Below are 21,519 nucleotides of genomic sequence, written 5' to 3'. Positions count from 1 at the left end.
CGTGATGCGCGTGACCGTCCCCTGACTCCCGCTCCGGGCCGGCCGGGAGCAGACTGGCGCCAGTAGCCGTTCCGACCTCCGACGGATGGATGTCCAGTGGTTAGGGACGGGCGGATGCGGGGAAGACTTGGTCGCCGTGTTCACCGTTGCGAAAGGGGCCCACCGTGGCCGAGGAATCGCCAGAACCTGATCCCGCTGGTGCCTCGCCGGGGCATGGGGCCGGTCCGGCGTTGCCGCGTAAGTCGAAGGGCCCGGTCACGTATGCGAAGGGCCCGGCCCCTGACTCCAACGGCGGCGGCGGGGGCAGCACTGTGGAGGACTTCAACGGTAGTGGCGGGAGCAGTGCTGGGAGTGACTCGACCGATACCGAGGTGCAGCAGCAACAGCCGCAGGCAGGCGGCCCAGTGCTGCCGCATAAGAAGCGCGGCGGGAGCAGCTAGAGCGTGTCTCCTTGATCTGCTCGTCGGTTGATCGGATGTGTCTGTCCGGCGGGTGATCACTGATGCGATGTGGGCCCGGATCGAGCCGTTGATGCCGGCCGATCCGGTCCGTGGTCGGCGATGGGCCGACCATCGTCGAACTCTGGAAGCCATCGTGTGGAAGTACCGCACTGGCTCGCCCTGGCGGGACCTGCCGGACGAGCTGGGCTCATTCCAGACCGCTCACAAGCGACTGCTCAGGTGGGGCGTGGACGGCACCTGGGAACGGATTCTTGCCGCGCTTCTGGCGGCGGCCGACGGTGCTGACGACATCGGTTGGACTGTGGCGGTGGACTCCACCGTCTGTCGGGCTCACCAGCACGCCGCCGGAGCCAGGAAAAAGGGGCGCCATTTCGGGCTGAGCCCGAGGACCATGCGCTCGGACGTTCCCGCGGCGGCCTGAGCACGAAGGTCCATCTCGTCAGCGACGGCCATGCACGGCCCCTGGCCCTCCGCGTCTCCGCGGGCAAGGCGGGCGACGCGCCGGCCTTCGAGGTGGTCATGGCAGGCATCCGTGTTCCGCGAAGCGGGCCAGGAAGACCGCGGACCCGGCCGGACGCCGTCCTGGCGGACCGCGCGTATTCATCCCGCGCGATCCGTGAGCATCTCCGGCGGCGAGGTATCCGTGCCGTGATTCCGCAGCCTGCCGACCAGGTCGGTCACCGTCTGCGGCGAGGTCGCGCCGGTGGCCGCCCGCCTGGCTTCGACGCTGAGGCATACAAGCAGCGCAATGCCGTCGAGCGGTGCATCAACCGGCTCAAGCAGTGGCGTGGTCTGGCCATGCGAACCGACAAGCTCGCCATCGCCTACCAGGCCGCACTGCACCTCGCTGCGATCCTCATGTGGACTCGCTCCTGACCGAGGGCCAGAGCCTAGGACAGCGGCCGACCTCCAAGGCCCGCCCGTCTGACGCCGCGAGGTGAGAACGTCATCGGTCCTATCCATCCCTGGCGGACGAGGGCGACCTGGGAGGGGAGCGGTGACACAGGGTCGAGTGCCCTCCCGCGAGCCCAGTTCTCGAACAGCCCCTCGGTCGTCTCGACCGCGGACACCACCATGGTCACATTCAGGTCCCCGTCGCTCCAGGTGTTCCACAGTGCCCAGCCCTCCGGCCTGGGGTCGACGCCGATCCGTGCACACACCTCCTCGTACGCTTCCTCCACCCCGGCCGGCATGGCCCCGGGCTTCAACACCGACGCTCCGACGAGGCGGACCAGAGGCCGGTCCTCGTCCAGACAACCGTCACCGTCGAAGTGGTAATGGCGCAGAGCCCGAGCAAGTACGTTCACGCTGCGCTGGAGTGGTGTCGCCTCATCCGGGTCTGCCTGGAACGAGAGCCATCCTTCGTTGGATGCCTCCACACTGACGCGGTTGGCGAGGCGCTCGATCTCCCGGAGATAGTCCAGGTCACTGAGCTCGGGTGAGGTCATGGCCCGAAGTTTCGCACCATGCCGCCAACGCCGACACAGGTTATCGACCCGGCATGCAGCACCCTGCGCACAGCACTTCCAAGAGACAGGCTCTAGTTCACGGGCAGCAGACAGTGAGTGCGGGCTGCCACCCTGAGCGGGTGGCGGCCCGCACTGCGCTCACTCCTCGCGAGTATCGGGGCTCCAGACGGCCGGCCCGCCGCCGAGCCATTCAACCAGCAGCGGATAGTCCAGCCAGGAGCCCGGCCGGTAGCAGCCGCCCCGGCAGGTCCCCGCCACCGGCCACCACCCACCGGAGGCGCTCCATCGACACAGTCCTGCCACGCTTGGGCGACGTCGTCCACGCGCTCCCTACAGCCAGGGAGAACGCCGTGAAGCGCACGTCCGGCACGGCGAAGGAGACGACTGCGAAGCGGAAGCCGCCGCGTAGCACGTGAGGGCCACTGCGCCTGGTCCCCAGGAGGCTGCTCGGCGGTACTGTCCAACAGATTTGGCCGGCTGCTGTATCGCGGCGGCGCTGCGGAGGGTCAGATCAGGCACTGCTTTGCTCCGAGTTCCTTCAGCGTGCCGTCTACCTCCTCCACGAGCTTGTTGCGCTCCTCTTCGATTTCGAACCGTTTCCGATCGGGGATGGTGCTCTCTCCGATCTTCCGGAAGTACTGGCTGAGTTCGGTGTCCTTCTGGCTCATCTCGTTCATGGCCTCGATCAGCCGGTCGACCTGTTGCGCGTGGTCTTCGGGACGCTCGATGCCATCCAGGTCTGCCTTGGTCTGCCGCTCTGTGCCAGAGAAGCTGTCTAGGTCCTGGGCAGCTCGATTGATGAGCTCGACGATCTCATCCCCGGTGGGCGACTCCGGCGTGTTGACCTTGCTCATGGCCACGTCGAATGCCTTGAGGGATTCATTCACCTTGTTGGAGGCCTCTTGGAGGCCCTTGATTTGCTTGTCGCAGATGGTGTTGGCTTGCACTGCCCACTCTTTGACAGTCGGGGGGTGTGGGACGTAGCGGTCCCACAGGAAGAATCCCAAAGTGATGATCCCGGCGAGTCCCGCGATCACACTTGTCCACGTTTTCATGTGTCTGGCGCGGGGTCTGGGGTCGCCATCAGGGGTGCCGGCCTCGTTCACGAAACCATGCTGCTGCCGACACGGATCGGCCGCCTGCCAAGCCGGGCAGATGCAGTAGTGCGTGTCGATGCCGTCGATCTCGCCGAGCCACGGCTCTTCCTCGGCCTGCCTGCGACTCAGGAGCAGGTCCCCTTTTCGCTCTCCGAGGTCCGCGGTCCGCGATCGGCGTGCAGGGGTCACCTGCTGTGGTTGTCTCCGAGGTCAGGACAGCCGCCGTCCGACCCTGCTCAGGTCGAGGAACCGAACACCTGACGTTGGCCGTTCGACGCCTACTAGGTCTTGCTCCGCGCCCGCCGGCGCCAGCCTGGCGGTCGTCCAGACCGGCGCCGGCGGGGCGACGTCATGCAGGTACGCCGAGCGGCGGGTGCTCGAGCACGCGGGGCTTGTACTCGACCAGCTGGATGCGGCCGTCAAAGGTGCGGTGCTCGATCATCTCGAGGGCAACGTCCGGATAGCCGTCGTAGATGCGTTCTTCGCCCGTGGCCCCGGTGATCACCGGGAACATCACGACCCGGAAGCGGTCGACGAGTCCGGCTCGTAGCAGGGACCGACAAAGGCTGAGGCTGCCGATCGTGCTGAGGAGCCCCGAGCCACTCGACTTCATGGCGCGGACCGCCTCGACGGCGTCGTCGCGGACGAGCGTGGCGTTGGCCCACGTCAGTGGCTCCTCGAGTGAGGAGGAGAACACCACCTTGGACGCTTGCGTGAGCTCGTCGACGGACGCCTCTTCTTCAGGCCTGAACTCGTCCTGGCCATTGGGGACCTCGCCAGCGGCGAAGCCCGACATCAGGCGGTAGGTGTTCGCTCCCATCAGGTAGGTGGCCTCGGGCTGCTCGCCGAGCCATGCGAGGTACTCCGGGCCCTCGAGGCCCCAAAACCCGGGCCATCCCTCTCCCGAAGCGTGGCCGTCGAGGGAGGTGATGAAGTCGATGAGAAGCTCCGACATGGCGGTGTCCTTTCCTGGGGTGTCACGAGCTTGGACCGGCCGGGAGCCACAAACTCATCGGACGCGCTGTGGAATAACGAGAACGCATGACGCTGCAGCCGATCAGGTCGGCGGAGCGGCACTGCTTCGGAGGGCCGGAGGCCTGCATGATTGCGCTATGCACGCAGTCGGGGAATGATCTCCATGCGATTGGGAACAGTCGTTCGAGCGCAACGTTCTGATCGAACGGACGGTGTACCCCGTTGTACCGCCGCGTGTCGAGTACACCGTCACCGAGCCGGGCCAGGCGCTACGAGTGACGATCGACGGACTCTGTGACTGGGCCCACGGAATATGTCGGCCACATCGAGGCTTCCCGCCACCGCTTCGACGCCTGACGGGCGGAACACACCCCGGCGACGTCGGCCGGGCTGCATCCGGACGATGCGACGGTCCGGCGCGGGTGCCAGAGCCGAGGCCAGGCGGGCGCGGCAGGGCGAGGTCGCAGGCAGTCAGCGGGAGGCGTAGTGGACCCGGGACGTCCGTGAGGTCCTGCAGTGTCGTTCGGGTGACACCGCTGCGCTCCAGGTGCGCGGTGAAGGTCTGCAACCGGTCCGGGCCCTCGGGCCAGTCAGGGTCGGCGGCGGCTTTCCCGGCCAGTGCACTGACGGCGTCCGGACCCGGCACGTACTGCAAGTGCCACGCCGCGAACCCGCTCATCGGTCCCTCCCTGTCCTTGAAGCCAGCGGCGGCCTCGGCGCACGCTACCGGGCAGCCGAGCGCCGCGGTCCGGCGGTGCACGTGGTGTCGGCGTCACCAGCGTCGAGTCGGCTCCGTCCCCCTGAGGCCCGGCTGGCCGCGAACACCCGACACCGCAGCCGCCAGAGCCCCCCCGACCCGCCGGCCTCTCCTGGGGTCGGCGCCCCGCCCCTGTGCGCCGGCCCCGCCCATTTCCCTTGCGCCGATACGGGGCCGGCCAAGCGCCCCCGCACCCCGTGTCACCGACCCGCCCGTGCGCGGCTCGCCCCCGACCGGCACCCACCGGGCCCTTCGGGAGCGGCGGCGGGGGACGTGCCGCCCGCACTTCCACGGTACGCCTGGCATGTTCACGAGTTCGGACGGCAATTGTCCAGCGCTTCGGGAGGCGCCCCGACCGAGTCATGTTCGATGTTCACGAGAAGGAACGGCACCGCTCCTCGGCCCCGTCCAGGGCGCATCACGGGGCCCCGGTAGCGTCGGCGGAACACCCCCAACGGAGGAGAGCATCAACTCGTGAACCTGGGCATCATCGGGCAGGCGGCCGGGCTGTTCGCCGTGACCAACATCGACGACATCCTGATCCTGTCGCTGTTCTTCGCCCAGGGAGCCGGGCACCGTGGCTCCACCCGCCGGATCGTGCTGGGCCAGTACCTGGGTTTCGCCGCGATCCTCGCCGTGGCGGTGGCCGCCGCATTCGGCGCCACCTTCCTGCCCGAGTCCGCCATCCCCTACCTCGGCCTGCTCCCCCTGGCGCTGGGCCTCAAGGCCGCCTGGCAGGCATGGAAAGACCATCGCGAAGGCGGAGCGGACGAGGAGGAAGCGCAGGACAAGGAGGGTGGGCCGAGCCCCCTGGAAGTCGCCGCGGTCACCTTCGCCAACGGCGGCGACAACATCGGCGTCTACGTCCCCGTCTTCGCCACCGCCGGCATCGGCGGGATGACCGTGTACGCCGTGGTGTTCCTCGCCCTGGTGGCCGTGTGGTGCTTCGCGGGCCGGTACTTTGCCACCCGCCCGGTCATCGCCAAGGCCCTCGCCCGCTGGGGCCACATCCTCCTGCCCTTGGTCCTGATCGCCATCGGCCTGCTCATCCTCATCGAGGGCGGCGCCTTCGGCCTGTGACGTGGCCAGAGCCCATGGTTCGAATCCCTGCCACCCCCGTCGTGGGCGGTGCTCCATCACAGCCCGGTGGCCAGCCAGATGGACACACCCGCAGTGGTGAAGAGCCCGACGTTGAGTGCGATCAGGCGGTCTTCGCCGGTCAGGTGGACGACGATCGCCCCTGCCTGGAGAAGTACGAAGCCGCCTGCCGCGACCACCGTCAGTGGGAGTGCGATGCCCGTCAATGGCGGGAGGACCAGGCCGGCCGCGCCGAGTATTTCGACCGTCCCCAGCGCCCTCAGGGCGGGCAAGGGCATGCGGTCGACCCAGGACATCATCGGCCTGAGCTGATCAGGGCTGCGGATCACCTTCAGCGTGCCCGCGTAGAGGTAGAACAGGCAGAGCGGTCCCGCGACGATCCAGTAGGCGATGTTCATGGTTCCCGTTCATGGGGTGATGGGTCATGGGTGATCGGTGATCGGGTCACGCAGACCCGTCGACTGCTTCAGCCGAGGCCGGTGGCCGGCTCGGTCGCGTAGCGGCTCATCGCGTCGGTATGGGCCTCGGGCGACAACGGCCGGCCGCCGGCGAGCTCCTCACCGAGGTCCCGGAAGTACTGCACGTACAGGTCGGGGGTGAAGGTGCTGAGCATGACGGCGGGTTGGTCGGTCGGGTTGGCGAAGGTGTGCGGGGTACCGGGCGGAACCATCACGAGCGTGCCCGTGGTGGCGTCGTGGTCCTCGTCCCCGACGGTGAACCGCACGGTTCCGGAGAGGATGTAGAAGCCCTCGTCGTGCCGGGCGTGACGGTGCTGCGGCGGTCCTTGGGTGTGCGGGGCGAGGACGGACTCGGCGATCGCGAGGCGGTGCCCGGTGTGGCTGCCGTCCTCCAGAACGCGCATGCGCGTGGTGCCCAGAACGATCGTCTCGCCATCGCCGGGACCCACCACCGATACGGCGGGGACGGCTTGCGGCACGTTGGCCTCTGCTTCATCGGTCATGCCAACCAGTGCACCGCCGGGGGCAGGCCCGTGTCCAAGACCCGTCCCGCAGCGCCGATACCCTGCGGGTATCGTTGCAGCGTGGAGCTACGGACCTTGCGCTATTTCGTGGCCGTCGCCGAGGAACTCCACTTCGGCCGGGCGGCCACCCGACTGCACATGAGCCAGCCGCCGCTGAGCCGTGCGATCAAGCGGTTGGAGGCCGATGCCGGGGCCCTGCTGTTCACCCGCTCACCCACCGGCGTCACGCTCACTCCGGTGGGCGCGGTGCTGCTCGACGAGGCGCGGGCCCTGCTCGACCATGCCGACCGCGTGCGCGTACGCGTGAGCGCGGCAGCCGGCGCCGCGACCATCACCGTCGGCATCCTGGGCGACGGCACCGACCCGGGAGTGTCCAGGCTGGCCGCCGCCTACCGCCGAACCCACCCCGGCATCGACATCCGCATCCGCGACACCGATCTGACCGACCCGACCTGCGGGCTGCGCACCGGACTGGTCGACGTCGCGCTGACCCGGGCGCCCTTCAACGAGACCGGCCTGACGGTGCGTGCGCTGCGGACCGATCCGGTCGGTGCAGTCCTGCGCGCCGACGATCCGCTGGCCCGCTGCGACCGGCTGCGGCTGGCCGACCTGAGCGACCGCCGCTGGTTTCAGTTCCCGCAGGGCGCCGACCCCATCTGGCAGTCGTACTGGAACGGTGGCAGGCCGCGCGAGGGCCCGGTGGTGCGCGCCGTTCAGGAATGCCTGCAGGCCGTGCTGTGGAACGGCACGGTCGGCCTGGCCCCGCTCGGACACGACCTGCCCGCGGAGTTGGCCGTGGTGCCGCTGACCGACATGGCGCCGAGCCGAGTGGTGGCGGTGTGGAACGAAGGTGACACCAACCCGTTGATCCGATCCTTCATCGAGATTGCGGCAGCCGCCTACCGTCACTGAGCGCCGGCTGGCCGGGCCGTTACGTGCTGGTGTCGGCGTCAGGCCAACCTGTGGACCTGCCAGTTCCCCGAGTTCGGTGGCACGGAGCGTCGGCCGTCGGGCCGTCACCACAGAAGTTGTGCCAGGGCCCCCGGCGAACCATCGGTTCGAGGCGGCGGCTGCTGGAGACGGAGCGTCAGCCGCCGCGGCAGTCCCCGGCCCTACTAAAGTCCGGTCATGATCTCAGAAGTGTCCGGACCGTCCCCATGGCAGGAACTGCTTGGCGCGGCGTCTCCCGAGGTGGCGGTGATCGCCACGCGGGCGCGGGAGGTGGTGCGCGGGGCGGTGCCGGACGCGTTGGAGGAGGTCGATGTGTCGGCGCGGATGCTCGGGTTCACGTTCGCGCCCGGCACCTACAAGGGCTTGTTCGCGGGGCTGGTCCTGCACGCCACGCATGTGAATCTGATGTTCAGCGACGGCGTCGCCCTGGCCGGGCTCGACGCAGGCGGCCTGTTGGAGGGGACGGGCAAGCTGGCCCGCCACATCAAGCTGCGCACTCCGGCGGGCGCCGAGGTCCCCCGTCTGGCCGAGCTCGTGGCGGCCGCCGCCGAACTGCGCCGCCTCGAGCCCGGCCCGCGCTAGGCCGCTGCCCCGCGCCTCGTCGCGGCCCGATGGCAGGTGCGCTCGGCGGACGCGCGTACTGCGCACGCGCCATTCGCGACCACCTGAGCAAGCGCGGGATCCGGGCCGTTTCTCTCGTCGCGAGATGAGCCCCTATGGCGATGCCGTCTCTTCCAAGCATGATTGCAGCCGTCCCTTCAGCGATGGGACGGACGAAGCGTCACAAGACATGACAATCACGAGCCTGCCGAGTTCGATGCCCTCGGGGCGCTGCGTGTAGGACCAGCGCTGTCCCGCCCGAAGCAGGGTGTTGAAGAGCAGCCGCTGTTCGGAAGGATCGCCCGGCAGAGCCTCGTCCGTGGCCTCGACGATCAATACGTAGCGGTCCGCAGACAGCCACTTCAGATCACGCAGACAGTCGGACAGGGCATTCCAGTTCCACCCGAAGTAATCAGGCAACTGTAATCCGTCGTAGAACTGCTGGAACACGGCGTTCGTGTCACGCATCTCCCGACCGTCGAGACGCGCTACGTACGTCCTGCCGGTCATGGGAAGAAGGAGATCGACCGGCAGAGAGCCTTGCTTCGCAACGATGTGCAACCACGGCACGGTGTGCACCGCCACCTCCCTCCAGTGATCCAGGCCGCCGACCGCCGTCAGCCGGTCACGGCGGCGAGCTGCACAGCCTAGTTCCAAACGAAACGGCATAGGGTCTGGTGCGAAAGTGGCTGAAGGTGCGGGGCGTCGTTCAGAGACTGCGGATGGCCTCGGCAAGGTCGGATCCGTAGGAGGCCCAGCAGATCACCGAGCCGTCATCGTCGAGCTGCCCCATGAACCACTCACCGTCATCCCTCACGAGGCACAAATCGTGGAACGCGAGAATCACATCGGGCCGGAGCGGCTCGTAGTCGCCCTGACCGGCTGCCTCGACGACTACGAGCCGATCGAAGGAGAGCGGGGCGGCGCTTGGGTCTCCGGAAAGATCGCGGACACGTTCGATCGTCGTACCTGGTCCGGTCGCTCGCGCGGCCGCCCCAGGCCCAGCCTCGGCACTCTGATCGCTTCCAGGACAGGATCGAACTGAGGGGAGTCTCCTCGCTGACCGGCCGTGAGTGGATGCCAGCGGGCTGGGCGGCCTCGCCGTCGGATGCATCCGGTTGCAGCAGGGCCGGCTCGCCGAGGTCCTGCCCATGCTGCTCGCGGTGTGGGAGCGGTACCAGCCGCACAACGAAGCCCTCGCCGGACTCGCCCTGCTGGCCGCGGGCCGCCCCGAACAGGCCCGCGAGGTGTTCGAGCGGCGCGTGCCGCTCCTGCGCGACCTCGCCTACTCCATCCTGGCCGCCCTGCGCGGCACGGCCGCCATCGCCTTAAGCGACCGGGAAGCGGCCGCCGAGGCCCGCCCGGCTCCCTTGTGTGCGCATACCGCGCGCCAACGAGCCCCAGCAGAGGAAGCAGCACCTTGATTCCCTGCGAGCCTCAACCGAGGGCGGGCAGGAGTTCCTCGAAGAGGGTGCGCATCGCGGTCAGTTTCACCTCGGTCTCCTGCCACTCGGCTTCCGGATCGGAGTCGGCCACGATTCCGCAGCCCGCGTACAGCCGTAAGCGGTTGCCTTCGATGGCCGCGCACCTCAGGGCGATGCACCATTCGCCGTCCCCCCGGGCGTCCTGCCAGCCCACCGGGGCCGCGTACCTGCCGCGGTCGGAGTTCTCCAGGGCTTGGATCAGGTCGAGCGCGCGGGCGGTGGGTGTGCCTCCCACGGCCGCGGTGGGGTGGAGCGCCCCTGCGAGGGCGAGTGAGGACACGTTCTCGTTCAGGGTGCCGGTGATGCGGGTGGCCAGGTGCGTGAGGTGCGGCAGGTAGAGGTGTTCCGGCTGGTCGCAGGGGTGCAGTTCGGCGCAGAAGGGCCGCAGCGCGTCCGTGGCGGAGGCTGCCGCGTAGCCGTGTTCCTCGGCGTTCTTCGCGGCGCCGATCGGGGTGGCGCCGCCCGGCCAGGACGTGCCTGCCAGGACGAGGGAGGTGATGTGCCGTCCTGTGCGGCGGACGAGGAGTTCGGGGGTGGCACCGGTGAGGCCGTCGACGGCGAAGGTGAAACAGTCCGGGTAGCGGTCGGACAGAGTGGACGCCAGGGTGCGCGGGTCGGCGGCGTGGCTGAGTTCGGCGATGGTTTGGCGGGCGAGGACGATCTTGCGGGCCTCGCCGTCGCGGATGCGCCGGACGGCTTCGCCGACGGCGTGCTGCCAGTGGGCTCTGGCTGTCGGATCGTGCGGCCAGGTAGCCCGGGGCATCGGAGCGGGTTGCTGCCTCGGGACGGGGCCGGGGGGTGTCCCGACCGTGGTCATCCAGGAGACGCCGTCGCGGCGGCCGACCAGTACGCGGGGCACCACCAGCGCCGATGTTCCCGCCGCTGCGAAGGTGAAGCTGCCGAAGGCGACGGGGCCGCTACCGGGTCGGCGGACCTCGTCGTGGATCACGGCCGCCGCCGCCCATTCCCGCCACCGGCGGTCCGCCTCGTCGAAGCGGTCGGGGCCGGTCGTCTCCAGCCGGGCGGCTTCCCCCCATGCCACCAACCCGTCCCCGCGGTGCAGCCACAGGGTGCTGGACGGTCCGGGGGCCAGGGCGGCGAGGGGGCCGGGGTCGGGGATGCGGACGGTGGTGACCTCGAGCGGAGTGCTGCTGCTCAAGTGGTGGTCGCTCGCTTTCTGGGGAGGGGCTGCGGGACGGGCGGGACAGGCGGGGGATTCACGGGCGGCGGGCCTGCACGGTGTGCACCGTGAAGGACACCGCGCGGAACGCGTCGTGTCGCATGGCCGCGCGGGCGGTGTGCAGGGTGTCCCGGTCCAGGCCGGCGCCCAGCAGCGCCGGTTCGAGGTGGTGGCTGTTGCTGAGCATCAGGGCGGCCCCCGGCGAGGTCCGGTCCCAGACCTCGGTGTGGCAGTGCGCATCGATCCCGGTGAAGCCGGCGTCGACCAGAGCGGGAGCCACGCCGGGACCCCAGGTGGGGTCCGCGCCGGCCTGCCGGAGCACGGCTACGAGGGTGTCCCGGTAAGCGGTGTAGGCCTGGGCGTGCGGCTCGTCGTACGCGGTGACGACCGGCCAGTGCGTGGTGTCGAGTTCGTCGATCTGCAGGACTCCGCCCGGCTTGAGCGTGCGCAGGAGCCTGCCGAGGACTGCCCGGCGGTCGGGAAGGTGGCTCAGTACGAACCGGGCGTGGACGAGGTCGTGGGTGCTCTCGGGAAGCGGGTCCGTGGTGATGTCGTGGGTTTGGACGGTCAGTCCGGGCGTATCGGGGATGTGGTGCGGTGCGATGTCCGTGGCCAGGACGCTTCCGCCCGGCGCGACGTGGGCGGCGAGCCACAGGGCGACGCTGCCGCCGCCGGCGCCGACCTCCAGGCAGCGCCAGCCCGATCGGATGCCGGTGGCGGCCAGCCGCCGGCAGGTCAGGGGGTCCAGGAGCCGGGCCAGACTGTCGTGCTGGCCTGCGGCGTGCTCGTTGGAGTTGTCGAAGGCGTAGGCGGGGCCGGGGACATGGCTCTTCGTGCTCATGATGTCCTTTCGAGGATGTCGAGGTCGAGGTTGAGGTCGGGGGCGCGGGCGCGGTCGCGGTCGCGGTCGAGCAAGGCGGTGAGTGCGGGCATGTCGGTCTTCCCGCCGTGGAGCCGGGGAAGGCCGGGCAGGAGCGTGATGCGGCGCGGGGCTGCCCAGGGAGCGAGCCGTTCGCGGACCCAGGTCCGCAGCTCGTCCTCGGACGGCGGCTTGGCGGGGTCGGCGGGAACGACGGCGGCGACCAGGCACTGCCCCCAGTCCGGGTCGGGCCGCCCCGTCACCGCCGCCTCGCGTACGGCGGGGTGGGCCTCCAGGAGCGCGGCGACGGGCTCCGGGGAGATGTTCTTGCCGCCGCTGATGACGATGTCGTCCAGCCGTCCGTGGACGGTCAGCCGGCCGTCCGCTCCCACGAGTCCGGTGTCGCTCGTGCGGTATCCGTCCGGGCCCAGCACCTCGCGGGTCCGGCCCGGGTCGAGGCGGTAGCCGGAGAACAGGGTCGGCCCGGCCAGGACGATCCGCCCGGAGTCCGCCTCGGTCGTCACCCGCACGCCGTCGAGGGGGAGACCGTCGTAGACGCAGCCGCCGGCGGTTTCGGTCATGCCGTAGGTGCAGATGACGCGGGCGCCGAGGCGCCGCGCCTCCTCGACCAGCCCGGCCGGCGCACGTGACCCGCCGAGCAGGATCGTCCGGAACGCCGAAAGATCCCGTCCCAGCGCGGTCAGGCGGCGCAGCTGGGTGGGCACGAGTGAGGTCCGCGCGCACCCGGCCTCGGCCTCGGCCAAGGCCGCTTCCGGTGAGAACCGGTCGAGGAAGACGGGCCGGGTCTCGCTGACCAGACAGCGGACCAGGACCTGGATCCCGGAGACGTGGTCGACCGGCAGCGCGCACAACCAGGGGGCCCGGCGGGTCCCGAGGTCGCGGCGGTCGCCGCGCGCCCCGCGGTCTCCGGAGTCGATCCGGGCCAGGGACAGACGGGCGGAAGTGGTCAGGCTCCGTGCGGTGAGCTCCACTCCTTTGGGTGATCCGGTTGACCCGGACGTCGGAATGACCAGGGCCGTCCCGGCCTTCACCGGCAGACCTCCCGGGCAGAGCTGTTCGCCGTCGGACGTCCGGATGCTCGTGGGGCGGAGCGCCTCCAGAAGGGCTTCGCGCGCGGGGGCCGGCAGTTGATCGCTGATGGGCAGGAGCGCGGGACCACTGCCCGACAGGGCCGCGCGCAGCGCGTTCAGGAACGTTTCACCAGAGAGACCGACGACTGCACACAGTGACCGAGTGGATACGCTGTGATCTTCCATGCGGGGACCCTACTTGCCGCACAAGCACCTCCCGCAACCATCACCGATCACCTTGACCGGCACACGTGACCGATTCGAAGAGAGAAAGGGACAGTTACGTGGTCTCAGCCCTATTCGACCCTTCCCGCTGGAAGACCGTCGACGGATTCGACTTCACCGACATCACCTACCACCGCGCGGTGGACCAGGGCACGGTACGCATCGCCTTCGACAGGCCCGAGGTACGCAACGCCTTCCGCCCGCACACGGTGGACGAACTGCACCAGGCCCTGGACCACGCACGATGCACGAGCGACGTGGGCTGCGTGCTGCTCACCGGCAACGGCCCCTCCCCGAGGGACGGCGGCTGGGCGTTCTGCTCCGGCGGCGACCAGCGGATCAGGGGGCGCGACGGCTACCGCTACGCGGCCGGGGAGACCTCGGAGAGCTGGGACCCGGCGCGAGCCGGCCGGCTGCACATCCTGGAGGTGCAGCGGCTGATCCGCTTCATGCCGAAGATCGTGATCTGCGTCGTGCCGGGCTGGGCCGCCGGCGGCGGCCACAGCCTCCACGTGGTGTCCGACCTGACCCTCGCCAGCCGTGAGCACGCCCGCTTCAAGCAGACCGACGCGGATGTCGCCAGCTTCGACGGCGGATTCGGGTCCGCCTACCTGGCCCGCCAGGTGGGCCAGAAGTTCGCCCGGGAGATCTTCCTGCTCGGCGACACCTACGACGCCGAGGCCGCCCACCGGATGGGCATGGTCAACGCCGTGGTCGCCCACCAGGATCTGGAATCCGCCGCCCTCGACTGGGGCCGGAAGATCAACGGAAAGAGCCCCACTGCGCAGCGCATGCTCAAATTCGCCTTCAACCTGATCGACGACGGGCTCGTCGGCCAGCAGGTGTTCGCAGGCGAGGCAACCCGGCTCGCCTACGGCACACGGGAGGCCGAGGAAGGCCGCGACTCCTTCCTGGAAAAGCGTCCCGCCGACTGGACGGACTTCGCGTGGCAGTACTGAACCCGCCGGAGGACTCCAACCCCCTGCACGCATTCTCCATCCCCATGCGGGTCCGCTTCCGCGGCCTGTCCCGGCGCGAGGGCTGCCTGTTCCAAGGCCCCGCCGGGTGGGGCGAGTTCTCCCCCTTCGCCGAATACGGGCCGCGCGAGTCCGCCCGCTGGCTGGCCTGCGCCCGGGAAGCCGCGTACACGGGCTGGCCGGCCCCGGTGCGGACCCGGATCCCGGTCAACGCTTCGGTGCCGGCGGTCACTCCCGAGACCGCGCACGCACTGGTGGCGGCCTCCGGCTGCACCACGGCCAAGGTGAAGGTCGCCGAGCCGGGCCAGAGCGATGCCTGCGACATCGCCAGGGTGGAGGCGGTACGCGACGCGCTCGGCGCCACGGGACGCGTCCGGATCGACGCCAACGGCGCCTGGGACGTCGACCACGCCGTGCGCATACTGCGCGCCCTCGACCGCTACGACCTGGAGTACGCGGAGCAGCCGTGCGCCACGCTGGACGACCTGGCCCGGCTCCGGCGCCGGGTGAACGTGCCGCTCGCGGCGGACGAATCGATCCGCCGCGCCGAAGACCCCGTACGGTTGCGCGTCGCAGGGGCAGCCGACCTGGTGGTCCTCAAGGTGCAACCGCTCGGCGGAGTACGGGCGGCACTGGCCGTGGCAGAGGCCTGCGGGCTGCCGGTAGTGGTCTCCAGCGCGATCGAGACCTCGGTGGGCCTGGCTGCCGGCATCGCCCTGGCCGCAGCGCTGCCGGAACTCCCGTACGCCTGCGGCCTGGGCACCATCGGCCTCCTGGACGCCGACCTGAGCGACGCCCCGCTCTCTCCCCGCGACGGCTGGATCGAGGTACGCACCCCATCCGTCTCCCCGACCCGACTGGCCTCACACGCCGCTCCGCTCGCACCCTGGGCAGAGCGCGCCGCCCTGGCACACGCGCAACTGGAGTACGCATGACCGGCCCCGCCGTCCACGCCGCGACGGCGATGGCCGACGTCCTCACCGACGAGCTGATCAGAAACGGCGTCACCGAAGCCGTACTGTCACCGGGCTCACGCTCGGCACCCCTCGCCCTCGCCCTCCACGAAGCCGACCGCACCGGCAGACTCAGGCTGCACGTACGGATCGATGAACGCTCCGCCGCGTTCCTGGCACTCGGTCTCGCCAAAGCCTCCCGGCGTCCGGTGCCGGTGCTGTGCACCTCCGGTACCGCCGCCGCGAACTTCCACCCCGCCGTCGTCGAGGCGGACCTGTCGTGCGTCCCCCTGCTCGTCCTGACCGCCGACCGGCCGCCCGAACTCCGTGACACCGGCGCACCCCAGACGATCGACCAGATCCGCCTGTACGGCGGCGCCGTACGATGGTTCTGCGAGACCGGTGTACCCGAACGCCGAACGGGCGCGGTCGCGTACTGGCGCTCACTGGCCGCCCGCGCGTACGGCCACTCCGCCGGCTCGCACCACGGTCCCCCCGGCCCCGTCCACCTCAACATCGCCTTCCGCGCCCCTCTCGTACCCACCCAGGACGACAAGCCCGACCCCTGGCCGGAACCCCTCGCGGGACGACCCGGGGCGGAACCCTGGTGCCGCCCGACACCGCCCCGGAGCGTGCAGGGCGACCCGCTGCCCGACACCGGGCGAGGAGTCCTGCTGCTCGGCGACGGCTGCGCGGACCCCGCACCGTTGATCGCCCACGCCCAGCGGGCCGGCTGGCCCGTACTCGCCGAGCCCACCTCCGGAGGCCGCTACGGGCCGAACGCGCTCACCGCCCACCCGCACCTGCTCCGCGCACCCGGATTCCTGGAGGCACACCGACCCGATCTGGTCGTGAGCGCGGGACGACCCGGACTGACCCGGCAGCAGACCGCCCTGCTCGAAGCGGCCCGAACCCACCTCCTCGTACCCGGGCTGCACCCCGCGGACCCGGCCAGAACAGCGCGAGCCCATACCCACCCGCCCGTCGCACAGGCCGACAGCGGGAGCGCCGCACCGCCGACCTCCCCGTGGCTCGCCTCATGGCTCCAGGCAGACCGGGCCGTCCGCGAGGCACTGGACGCCCTCCTCGACGACACCCCGGCCCTCACCGCACCCGGCCTCGTCCGCGCGCTGGCCCGCCGCCTGCCCCCTGACAGCCTCCTCTTCACAGGCCCCAGTCTCTGCATCCGAGATCTCGACCAGCATCTGCACGCCACCTCCGAAACCCGAACCCACACGGTCCTCGCCAACCGGGGAGCGAGCGGCATCGACGGTGTCGTGTCCAGCGCGATCGGCGCAGCTCTCGCCCACAACGGACCCAGCTGCGCGCTGATGGGCGACCTCACCCTCCTCCACGACCACAACGGGCTGTTGCTCGGCCCCGCGGAACCCGTCCCCGACCTGGCCATCCTCGTGGTCAACAACGACGGAGGCGGCATCTTCTCACTGCTCGAACAAGCCGAACACAAGGAACCCTTCGAGCGGGTCTTCGGCACACCGCACGGCACGGACCTCGCCGCCCTCGCGGCGGCAACCGGAACACCGCACACCCTCCTCACCCACCCGCACCAACTCACCGACGCGCTCTGCGGCAAAGGCCTGCGCCTGATCGAGGTACGTACCGACCGAGCCCGGGACACCGCACTCCGCGCGGCCCTCCAAGCCACCGCGGACCGAGCCGTCGCCGCCCTGCTCCCGGGACCGACCTGACCTCCTACAGGACGCAAGGGGCCGCGAGCGCCGATGCGCCCGATCGACCGGCTACTCGGCGACGCGGAGCGGGGTGAGGCGGCTACGCCGATGATGGACGCAAGGGACCGGGCCGGAGCTGGGTGGTCACGGCCGACCCCGAGGGCAACGAATTCGACGTCCTGCGCTCCCTGGCCCCGCGGGGCTGCCAGAGCTACGGCGTCCAGCGGGCTAAGCGACCGCCTCGGCGCTCCGAGGACTGGCCGTGGCGATCACCTGTGCCCCGGCGTGCCCTGGTGCGAGCGTGGTGGGGGAGCCGAGTCGCTAGAGCCACTTGTTGCGGCGCAGGGCTCGGTAGACGATCGTGCACGCGGAGATGATGACGACCCAGACCGCCGGATAGCCATAAGGCGACCGCAGCTCGGGCATATGGTCGAAGTTCATGCCGTACACGCCGACGATCATGGTGGGGACGGCGATGAGTGCGGCCCAGGCACTGATACGGCGCATGTCGGCGTTCTGCTGGACGCCGAGCTGGGCGACGCTGGCAGCAAGCATCCCGGTGACCAGCTCGTCGAAGGCCAGGATCTGCTCACGAACCCGCTGGTGATGGTCGGCGACGTCACGGAAATAGGTGGCCACCTCCTTGGGGACCTGCGGCATACCGCCTTCGCTCAGGCGCTGGAGGGCCGACGCCAACGGCATCACGGCCCGCTTGAACTCCAGAAGTTCGCGCTTGAGCTGGTAGATCCGCCCCGCGTCGACCGGCCGGTCCGGGGAGAACACCTCAGCCTCCAGGGTGTCGACGTCACCCGCGAAGGCATCCGCGACCTCGATATAGCGGTCGACGACCATGTCCGAGACCGCGTGCAGAACCGCTGCCGGACCGCAGCCCAGCTGTCGCGGGTCGTTCTGCAACTCCTCGCGCACGCCGTCCAGTGAAGGAGCGCTGCCATGGCGGACGGTGATCGCGTACCCCGGTCCGGCGAACACCATGATCTCCCCGGTGTCGACGATCTCACTGCTCGCGGTGATCTGCTCGTGCTCGATGTAGACGATCGTCTTCAGCACCAGAAACAACATGTCGCCGTAGCGTTCCAACTTCGGCCGCTGATGCGCATGAACCGCGTCCTCGACCGCCAACGGGTGCAGACCGAACGCCTGGGCAACCTCCTGCAGTTGCTCCTCGGTCGGCTCGTACAGACCGATCCATGCGAACCTCCCGGCCTGGGGCTCTATCCGCTCCATGATCCGGCCCAGGTTCACCTGCCCGGGAATCCGCTTGCCGTCCTCGTACAGCGCGCAGTCCACCACCGCCGACGGCAAGTCTCCGGCCCCACTACTACGCCGTGCCGTCATGCGCTGCCTCTCGTCTGCCGTGGGACATGTCGGGAGGCAACCTACCCCCGGTCGGCGAATGATCACCCCCTGCTTGCCCTGCGGCCCACCATCAGAGCGACGGGGAGGGTGCATTCCCCGCTGGGGGGGGGAGGCCGGGCAAGCGGCGGCCCGGTGGTTGGGCTGTGGAGCCGGCGTCTGGCCGCCGGGTCCTGGCCGAGCTGATGAACCCGGCGTGGGCTTGGGAACCGGTCAGCAGGCCCGGCTGTCGGCGGCCGTGGAGGTGTCGGGGTGAATGGTGAAGACGCGGTCCAGGCCGACGATGCGCAGGACGCGCAGGGTGTTGGCGGGAACCGCGGCCAGGGCGATCCGGGCGCCTTGTTCGGTGGCCAGGTTGCGGGCGGCCAGCATGGTGGTGATGCCGCTGGAGTCGCAGAATTCCAGACCGGCCATGTCGAGGACCAACAGTTGCCCTGTGGCAAGTGTCAGCTCTTCGAGGGTTCTGCGGAGTTGAGGCGCTGTGGCGTAGTCGAGGTCGCCGGTGATCTCCAGGACGGGACCGGTGGCGGCGTCTCGGGCGGTGATCGTCAGGGTACTCATGTCAGGTCTTCACTCGCGGGGACGGGGAGGGTGGCGGGCACGGGGATGCCGAGGGCGAGAAGCGCGGTGTCGTCGTCGAGTCCGTCGCCGAAGTCGGCGAGGAGCCCGGTCAGGGCGCGGATCAGGGCCTGCGGTCCGGCGGGCGGCTGTTCGGCGGTGAAGGCGTGCAGGGCGTCTTCGCCGTACAGGGCGCGGTCGGGCCCGACGCGGGCTTCGGTGAGGCCGTCGGTGTACAGGAGCAGGGTGTCGCCGGGCAGCAATTCGGTGCGCGCCGCCGTGAACTGGGCCTCGGGCAGGATGCCGATGAGCATGCCGCCGGGGGTCGACAGGTAGTCGGGCACGCCGTCCGCGCGCTGGATCAGCGCGGAGGGGTGCCCGCCGGAGGCCAGGTGCACGCAGACACGATCACTCTCAGGCTCAAGAACACCGAATATGGCGGTGCAGTAGCGGGGATCTCCGCTGGTGTACCGCTCGTGGAGCACGGTGTTCAAGGTGGTCAGCACGGTGACCGGGTCGGAGTCGTGCAGGGCTGCGGCCCGCAGGGTGTAGCGGGTGAGCGAGGTGACCGCGGCGGCTTTCGGACCCTTGCCGCACACGTCGCCGAGGAAGAACGCCCACCGGTCGGCGTCGAGGGGGAACAGGTCGTAGAAGTCTCCGCCGAGGAGGTCGGGGGAGGCCGTGTGGTAGTACGAGCCGGCTTCCAGCCCCGGGATGGCGGGCAGCTCGGCGGGCAGCAGGTTCTGCTGCAGCACGGCGAGGGCTTCCTGGAGCCGTTCACGGTCGGACTCCGCCTGACGGCGCGCCTCCTCCGCCTGACGACGGGCCTCCTCGGCTGCTTGGCGGCCGCGTAGCAGCTCGGTCTCGTAGGCGCGGCGGTCGCGCGCGTCGAAGACGGTGGTGCGGATCAGCAGAGGTTCGCCCTCGTCGCCGGCCTTCACCTTCGAGGTGACCAGCACTGGCATCCGCTGTCTGCCGGCGGTCTTGATCTCCAGGGCGATCCCGCTGATTTCGCCCTTCATCTGGAGCATCGGGGCGAAGTGCGTCTCGTGGTAGAGCTTGCCGCCCACGGTCAGCAGGTCGGTGAACCGCATCCGCCCCACCACCGCATTGCGCTCCAGTCCCAGCCACTCCAGCAGCGTGGCGTTGATCTTCGCGATGGTGCCGTCCAGCATGGTCGACAAGTAGCCGCACGGCGCCTGCTCGTACAACTCCTCCGCACTGTCCTCCAGCAGGGAAGTGAACACCGCATCCGTATTGTCCGCGGCCGGCTCCCTGCCCGGCTCATGCTCCTCCCCGACGCGGCACATCAACGTGATACCCCGGCGAACTCGATGATGGCCCCGGCGGTGGCTTCGGGTGCGCTCAGCTGCGGGCAGTGCCCCGTGGTCTCCAAGGTGACCAGGCGGCTGCCCGGGATCGCCGCGTGGACGAAGGCCCCGACCTCAGGGGGAGCGATCACATCCTGCCTGCACTCCAGGACCAGCGTCGCCACCGTCACCGTCTTCAGGTCCGCGCGGCTGTCCGACAGGAACGTAGTGCGGGCGAAGACCCGCGCCATCTCCGGATCGGTCGCGCAGAACGAGTGCGTCAGCTCCAGGCCGAGTTCGGGCCGGTCATCATTGCCCATGATCACCGGCGCCATCGCCGCCGACCAGCCCAGGTAGTTCGCCTCCAGCGACTCCAACAGTTCATCGATGTCCTGCGCGCTGAACCCGCCCCGGTACCCGTCCTCATCGATGTAGCGCGGCGAAGGAGCGACCATCACCAGACGGGAGAACCGCTGCGGAGCCTTCGCGGCCGCCAGCACCCCGACCATCGCACTGACCGAATGCCCCACGAAGGTCACGTCCCGCAGGTCCAACGCCTCGCAGACCTCCAGCACATCCGCCGCGTAGCCCTCCAGCGAGCTGTAACGCTGCTCACTCCACGCCTCGGGGGCGGATCGCCCCGATCCCACATAGTCGAATAGCACCACGCGGAAGCGCTCCGCCAGCGCGGGAACGACCAGGCGCCACATGTTCTGGTCGCAGCCGAAACCGTGCGCCAGCAGAAGCACCGGCCCACCCCTGCGGCCGGTGACGGTGACATTGTTCCTGCGGCGGATATCCATCGCGCCAGTCTCGCATCCATACCGCCAGCTCCAGCAGCTATGCCACCCCCGCCCCCTCAGGCCCGCGGTCTCGCTCGCATCCTCCAGCAGCTCCCCGACGGCTACGCACTCCTCTTCGGCCAGGCCCAGCTCGGCGAGCCCCAGCCCCAGCACCTGCCCGCGGCCGCCTGACTGGTCCCGGCCCGCAGGCGGGCCTGCGGATGCCGCTGCAGGTGTGCGGCTGCGTACCTGACAGGGATCGATTACCTCTCTGGCGCAGGAACAGAAATCTATCCCGGCCGGGGTAGACATTTGCTTGTGGTGTGGTTATGGTTTCTCACGTAGCCGAGATCAAGCAGGGCCCGGCAGAGACAAACTGCCGGGCAGCAGTACAGGTAGTTGCAGTTCAGCAGTGCGGTGCGGCGGTGGAGTTCCGGAGCCAGGGTTGTCGAAGGACGGCGACGGGACTGACGGTCGGACCGGGTGGCCCGCAGGTTCAGGGGCTGCCATCAGCAGTACCGCAGTTAACGCAGTGGTGAAGTTGGCAGTACCCAGCAGTGAAGTGAGTGAGTGGTACCTCGGTGAAGGCGTCGGCTGCGGGCGCGCGCACCGGGAGGTTCGGCAGTGGGGTTCCAAGCCAGAGCA

Annotated in this window: 22 protein-coding genes and 3 pseudogenes; 11 read left to right on the top strand and 14 right to left on the bottom strand. The window is 69.8% G+C overall.

Features of this window, described 5'->3' with window-relative positions; translation table 11 throughout:
• Positions 1-507 precede the first annotated feature (507 nt).
• Positions 508-1,337, top strand: a protein-coding gene (locus tag ABZZ17_RS24865) for an IS5 family transposase (protein WP_356878695.1) whose coding sequence is annotated in 2 segments (ribosomal slippage) — positions 508-820 and positions 820-1,337 — 831 coding nt in all. Because the reading frame shifts where the segments join, the coding sequence is not laid out codon by codon here.
• A gap of 14 nt (positions 1,338-1,351) precedes the next feature.
• Here the strand turns inward: ABZZ17_RS24865 and ABZZ17_RS24860 are convergent.
• The 3 genes from ABZZ17_RS24860 to ABZZ17_RS24850 all read right to left on the bottom strand — a co-directional run bounded on the left by ABZZ17_RS24860 (position 1,352) and on the right by ABZZ17_RS24850 (position 3,982).
• Positions 1,352-1,909, bottom strand: coding sequence for a hypothetical protein (locus ABZZ17_RS24860; protein WP_356878628.1), 558 nt, complete (start codon positions 1,907-1,909; stop codon positions 1,352-1,354).
• Positions 1,910-2,436: 527 nt separating this feature from the next.
• Positions 2,437-3,216, bottom strand: coding sequence for a hypothetical protein (locus ABZZ17_RS24855; RefSeq protein WP_356878626.1), 780 nt, complete (start codon positions 3,214-3,216; stop codon positions 2,437-2,439).
• Between the two features lie 160 nt (positions 3,217-3,376).
• Positions 3,377-3,982, bottom strand: coding sequence for a dihydrofolate reductase family protein (locus tag ABZZ17_RS24850; RefSeq protein WP_356878624.1), 606 nt, complete (start codon positions 3,980-3,982; stop codon positions 3,377-3,379).
• Between the two features lie 205 nt (positions 3,983-4,187).
• On the opposite strand from ABZZ17_RS24850, the pseudogene ABZZ17_RS24845 reads away from it, so the two are divergent.
• Together ABZZ17_RS24845 and ABZZ17_RS24840 are read left to right on the top strand one after the other, a co-directional pair.
• A pseudogene (locus ABZZ17_RS24845) lies at positions 4,188-4,359 on the top strand (helix-turn-helix domain-containing protein); the annotation flags it as partial.
• An 874-nt stretch (positions 4,360-5,233) separates the two neighbouring features.
• On the top strand, positions 5,234-5,839 hold the full coding sequence (locus ABZZ17_RS24840) for a cadmium resistance transporter (RefSeq protein ID WP_356878622.1): 606 nt from the start codon (positions 5,234-5,236) through the stop codon (positions 5,837-5,839).
• A gap of 56 nt (positions 5,840-5,895) precedes the next feature.
• On the opposite strand, the gene ABZZ17_RS24835 is transcribed toward ABZZ17_RS24840, so the two are convergent.
• Both ABZZ17_RS24835 and ABZZ17_RS24830 read right to left on the bottom strand, forming a co-directional pair.
• Complete coding sequence (locus ABZZ17_RS24835) at positions 5,896-6,255, bottom strand: DoxX family protein (protein WP_356878620.1); 360 nt, start codon at positions 6,253-6,255, stop codon at positions 5,896-5,898.
• Positions 6,256-6,323: 68 nt separating this feature from the next.
• Positions 6,324-6,818 carry a cupin domain-containing protein gene (locus tag ABZZ17_RS24830; RefSeq protein WP_356878618.1) on the bottom strand — a complete coding sequence of 165 codons (495 nt, stop codon included), beginning with the start codon at positions 6,816-6,818 and terminating at the stop codon, positions 6,324-6,326.
• Positions 6,819-6,914: 96 nt separating this feature from the next.
• Between ABZZ17_RS24830 and ABZZ17_RS24825 the strand changes: the two genes are divergently transcribed.
• Together ABZZ17_RS24825 and ABZZ17_RS24820 are read left to right on the top strand one after the other, a co-directional pair.
• Positions 6,915-7,751 carry a LysR substrate-binding domain-containing protein gene (locus ABZZ17_RS24825; protein WP_356878693.1) on the top strand — a complete coding sequence of 279 codons (837 nt, stop codon included), beginning with the start codon at positions 6,915-6,917 and terminating at the stop codon, positions 7,749-7,751.
• Between the two features lie 216 nt (positions 7,752-7,967).
• Complete coding sequence (locus ABZZ17_RS24820; RefSeq protein WP_356878616.1) at positions 7,968-8,372, top strand: hypothetical protein; 405 nt, start codon at positions 7,968-7,970, stop codon at positions 8,370-8,372.
• A 132-nt stretch (positions 8,373-8,504) separates the two neighbouring features.
• Here the strand turns inward: ABZZ17_RS24820 and ABZZ17_RS24815 are convergent, their stop codons facing one another.
• Together ABZZ17_RS24815 and ABZZ17_RS24810 are read right to left on the bottom strand one after the other, a co-directional pair.
• Positions 8,505-8,969: a barstar family protein gene (locus tag ABZZ17_RS24815; protein ID WP_356878614.1), complete on the bottom strand. Its 465-nt coding sequence runs from the start codon at positions 8,967-8,969 to the stop codon at positions 8,505-8,507.
• Positions 8,970-9,356: 387 nt separating this feature from the next.
• Positions 9,357-9,461 (bottom strand): annotated as a pseudogene (locus ABZZ17_RS24810) (IS5/IS1182 family transposase); the annotation flags it as partial.
• A 2-nt stretch (positions 9,462-9,463) separates the two neighbouring features.
• Here ABZZ17_RS24810 and ABZZ17_RS24805 point away from each other — a divergent pair.
• On the top strand, positions 9,464-9,814 hold the full coding sequence (locus tag ABZZ17_RS24805; protein ID WP_356878706.1) for a hypothetical protein: 351 nt from the start codon (positions 9,464-9,466) through the stop codon (positions 9,812-9,814).
• 13 nt (positions 9,815-9,827) lie between these two features.
• Here the strand turns inward: ABZZ17_RS24805 and ABZZ17_RS24800 are convergent, their stop codons facing one another.
• The 3 genes from ABZZ17_RS24800 to ABZZ17_RS24790 are packed head-to-tail and all read right to left on the bottom strand — an operon-like array spanning position 9,828 to position 13,190.
• Entirely contained in the window at positions 9,828-11,033 is a 1,206-nt protein-coding gene (locus ABZZ17_RS24800) for an isochorismate synthase (protein ID WP_356878612.1), read from the bottom strand.
• A gap of 58 nt (positions 11,034-11,091) precedes the next feature.
• Positions 11,092-11,895 carry a methyltransferase gene (locus tag ABZZ17_RS24795; RefSeq protein WP_356878610.1) on the bottom strand — a complete coding sequence of 268 codons (804 nt, stop codon included), beginning with the start codon at positions 11,893-11,895 and terminating at the stop codon, positions 11,092-11,094.
• Positions 11,892-13,190 carry an AMP-binding protein gene (locus tag ABZZ17_RS24790; RefSeq protein ID WP_356878608.1) on the bottom strand — a complete coding sequence of 433 codons (1,299 nt, stop codon included), beginning with the start codon at positions 13,188-13,190 and terminating at the stop codon, positions 11,892-11,894. The genes ABZZ17_RS24795 and ABZZ17_RS24790 overlap by 4 nt, the downstream gene beginning before the upstream one ends.
• A gap of 98 nt (positions 13,191-13,288) precedes the next feature.
• Between ABZZ17_RS24790 and ABZZ17_RS24785 the strand changes: the two genes are divergently transcribed.
• From ABZZ17_RS24785 to ABZZ17_RS24770, 4 genes and pseudogenes are all read left to right on the top strand, one after another.
• Positions 13,289-14,188, top strand: coding sequence for a 1,4-dihydroxy-2-naphthoyl-CoA synthase (locus ABZZ17_RS24785; protein ID WP_356878606.1), 900 nt, complete (start codon positions 13,289-13,291; stop codon positions 14,186-14,188).
• Positions 14,176-15,141, top strand: a complete 966-nt coding sequence (locus ABZZ17_RS24780; RefSeq protein WP_356878604.1) for an o-succinylbenzoate synthase — start codon at positions 14,176-14,178, stop codon at positions 15,139-15,141. The genes ABZZ17_RS24785 and ABZZ17_RS24780 overlap by 13 nt, the downstream gene beginning before the upstream one ends.
• The gene (gene menD, locus ABZZ17_RS24775; protein WP_356878602.1) at positions 15,138-16,868 is read left to right on the top strand and encodes a 2-succinyl-5-enolpyruvyl-6-hydroxy-3-cyclohexene-1-carboxylic-acid synthase; all 1,731 of its coding nucleotides are present in this window, start codon (positions 15,138-15,140) and stop codon (positions 16,866-16,868) included. Before ABZZ17_RS24780 ends, menD begins: the two co-directional genes overlap by 4 nt.
• Before the next feature lie 101 nt (positions 16,869-16,969).
• Positions 16,970-17,047: pseudogene (locus ABZZ17_RS24770) on the top strand (VOC family protein); the annotation flags it as partial.
• A 124-nt stretch (positions 17,048-17,171) separates the two neighbouring features.
• Here ABZZ17_RS24770 and ABZZ17_RS24765 read toward each other — a convergent pair.
• The 4 genes from ABZZ17_RS24765 to ABZZ17_RS24750 all read right to left on the bottom strand — a co-directional run bounded on the left by ABZZ17_RS24765 (position 17,172) and on the right by ABZZ17_RS24750 (position 20,895).
• Positions 17,172-18,206 carry a magnesium and cobalt transport protein CorA gene (locus tag ABZZ17_RS24765; protein WP_356878600.1) on the bottom strand — a complete coding sequence of 345 codons (1,035 nt, stop codon included), beginning with the start codon at positions 18,204-18,206 and terminating at the stop codon, positions 17,172-17,174.
• A gap of 231 nt (positions 18,207-18,437) precedes the next feature.
• A complete protein-coding gene (locus ABZZ17_RS24760; protein ID WP_356878598.1) occupies positions 18,438-18,785 on the bottom strand; it encodes an STAS domain-containing protein in 348 nt (115 codons plus the stop codon).
• The gene (locus ABZZ17_RS24755; RefSeq protein ID WP_356878596.1) at positions 18,782-20,092 is read right to left on the bottom strand and encodes a SpoIIE family protein phosphatase; all 1,311 of its coding nucleotides are present in this window, start codon (positions 20,090-20,092) and stop codon (positions 18,782-18,784) included. The genes ABZZ17_RS24760 and ABZZ17_RS24755 overlap by 4 nt, the downstream gene beginning before the upstream one ends.
• A complete protein-coding gene (locus ABZZ17_RS24750; protein WP_356878594.1) occupies positions 20,092-20,895 on the bottom strand; it encodes an alpha/beta hydrolase in 804 nt (267 codons plus the stop codon). Before ABZZ17_RS24750 ends, ABZZ17_RS24755 begins: the two co-directional genes overlap by 1 nt.
• Before the next feature lie 39 nt (positions 20,896-20,934).
• On the opposite strand from ABZZ17_RS24750, the gene ABZZ17_RS24745 reads away from it, so the two are divergent.
• Positions 20,935-21,066 carry a hypothetical protein gene (locus ABZZ17_RS24745; protein WP_356878592.1) on the top strand — a complete coding sequence of 44 codons (132 nt, stop codon included), beginning with the start codon at positions 20,935-20,937 and terminating at the stop codon, positions 21,064-21,066.
• The last annotated feature ends 453 nt before the right edge of the window (positions 21,067-21,519 follow it).

This window comes from Streptomyces sp. NPDC006512, from assembly GCF_040611935.1.
In the GTDB taxonomy this organism is placed as follows: domain Bacteria; phylum Actinomycetota; class Actinomycetes; order Streptomycetales; family Streptomycetaceae; genus Streptomyces.
This window is presented reverse-complemented; position numbering and strand designations above follow the sequence as displayed.

Bases quoted from the DNA above. Each gene is read 5' to 3' on its own strand.
- ABZZ17_RS24860 (WP_356878628.1), bottom strand. From the start codon at position 1,909: ATGACCTCACCCGAGCTCAGTGACCTGGACTATCTCCGGGAGATCGAG.
- ABZZ17_RS24850 (WP_356878624.1), bottom strand. From the start codon at position 3,982: ATGTCGGAGCTTCTCATCGACTTCATCACCTCCCTCGACGGCCACGCT.
- ABZZ17_RS24835 (WP_356878620.1), bottom strand. From the start codon at position 6,255: ATGAACATCGCCTACTGGATCGTCGCGGGACCGCTCTGCCTGTTCTAC.
- ABZZ17_RS24830 (WP_356878618.1), bottom strand. From the start codon at position 6,818: ATGACCGATGAAGCAGAGGCCAACGTGCCGCAAGCCGTCCCCGCCGTA.
- ABZZ17_RS24820 (WP_356878616.1), top strand. From the start codon at position 7,968: ATGATCTCAGAAGTGTCCGGACCGTCCCCATGGCAGGAACTGCTTGGC.
- ABZZ17_RS24795 (WP_356878610.1), bottom strand. From the start codon at position 11,895: ATGAGCACGAAGAGCCATGTCCCCGGCCCCGCCTACGCCTTCGACAAC.
- ABZZ17_RS24790 (WP_356878608.1), bottom strand. From the start codon at position 13,190: ATGGAAGATCACAGCGTATCCACTCGGTCACTGTGTGCAGTCGTCGGT.
- menD (WP_356878602.1), top strand. From the start codon at position 15,138: ATGACCGGCCCCGCCGTCCACGCCGCGACGGCGATGGCCGACGTCCTC.
- ABZZ17_RS24765 (WP_356878600.1), bottom strand. From the start codon at position 18,206: ATGACGGCACGGCGTAGTAGTGGGGCCGGAGACTTGCCGTCGGCGGTG.
- ABZZ17_RS24760 (WP_356878598.1), bottom strand. From the start codon at position 18,785: ATGAGTACCCTGACGATCACCGCCCGAGACGCCGCCACCGGTCCCGTC.
- ABZZ17_RS24755 (WP_356878596.1), bottom strand. From the start codon at position 20,092: ATGTGCCGCGTCGGGGAGGAGCATGAGCCGGGCAGGGAGCCGGCCGCG.
- ABZZ17_RS24750 (WP_356878594.1), bottom strand. From the start codon at position 20,895: ATGGATATCCGCCGCAGGAACAATGTCACCGTCACCGGCCGCAGGGGT.
- ABZZ17_RS24745 (WP_356878592.1), top strand. From the start codon at position 20,935: ATGCCACCCCCGCCCCCTCAGGCCCGCGGTCTCGCTCGCATCCTCCAG.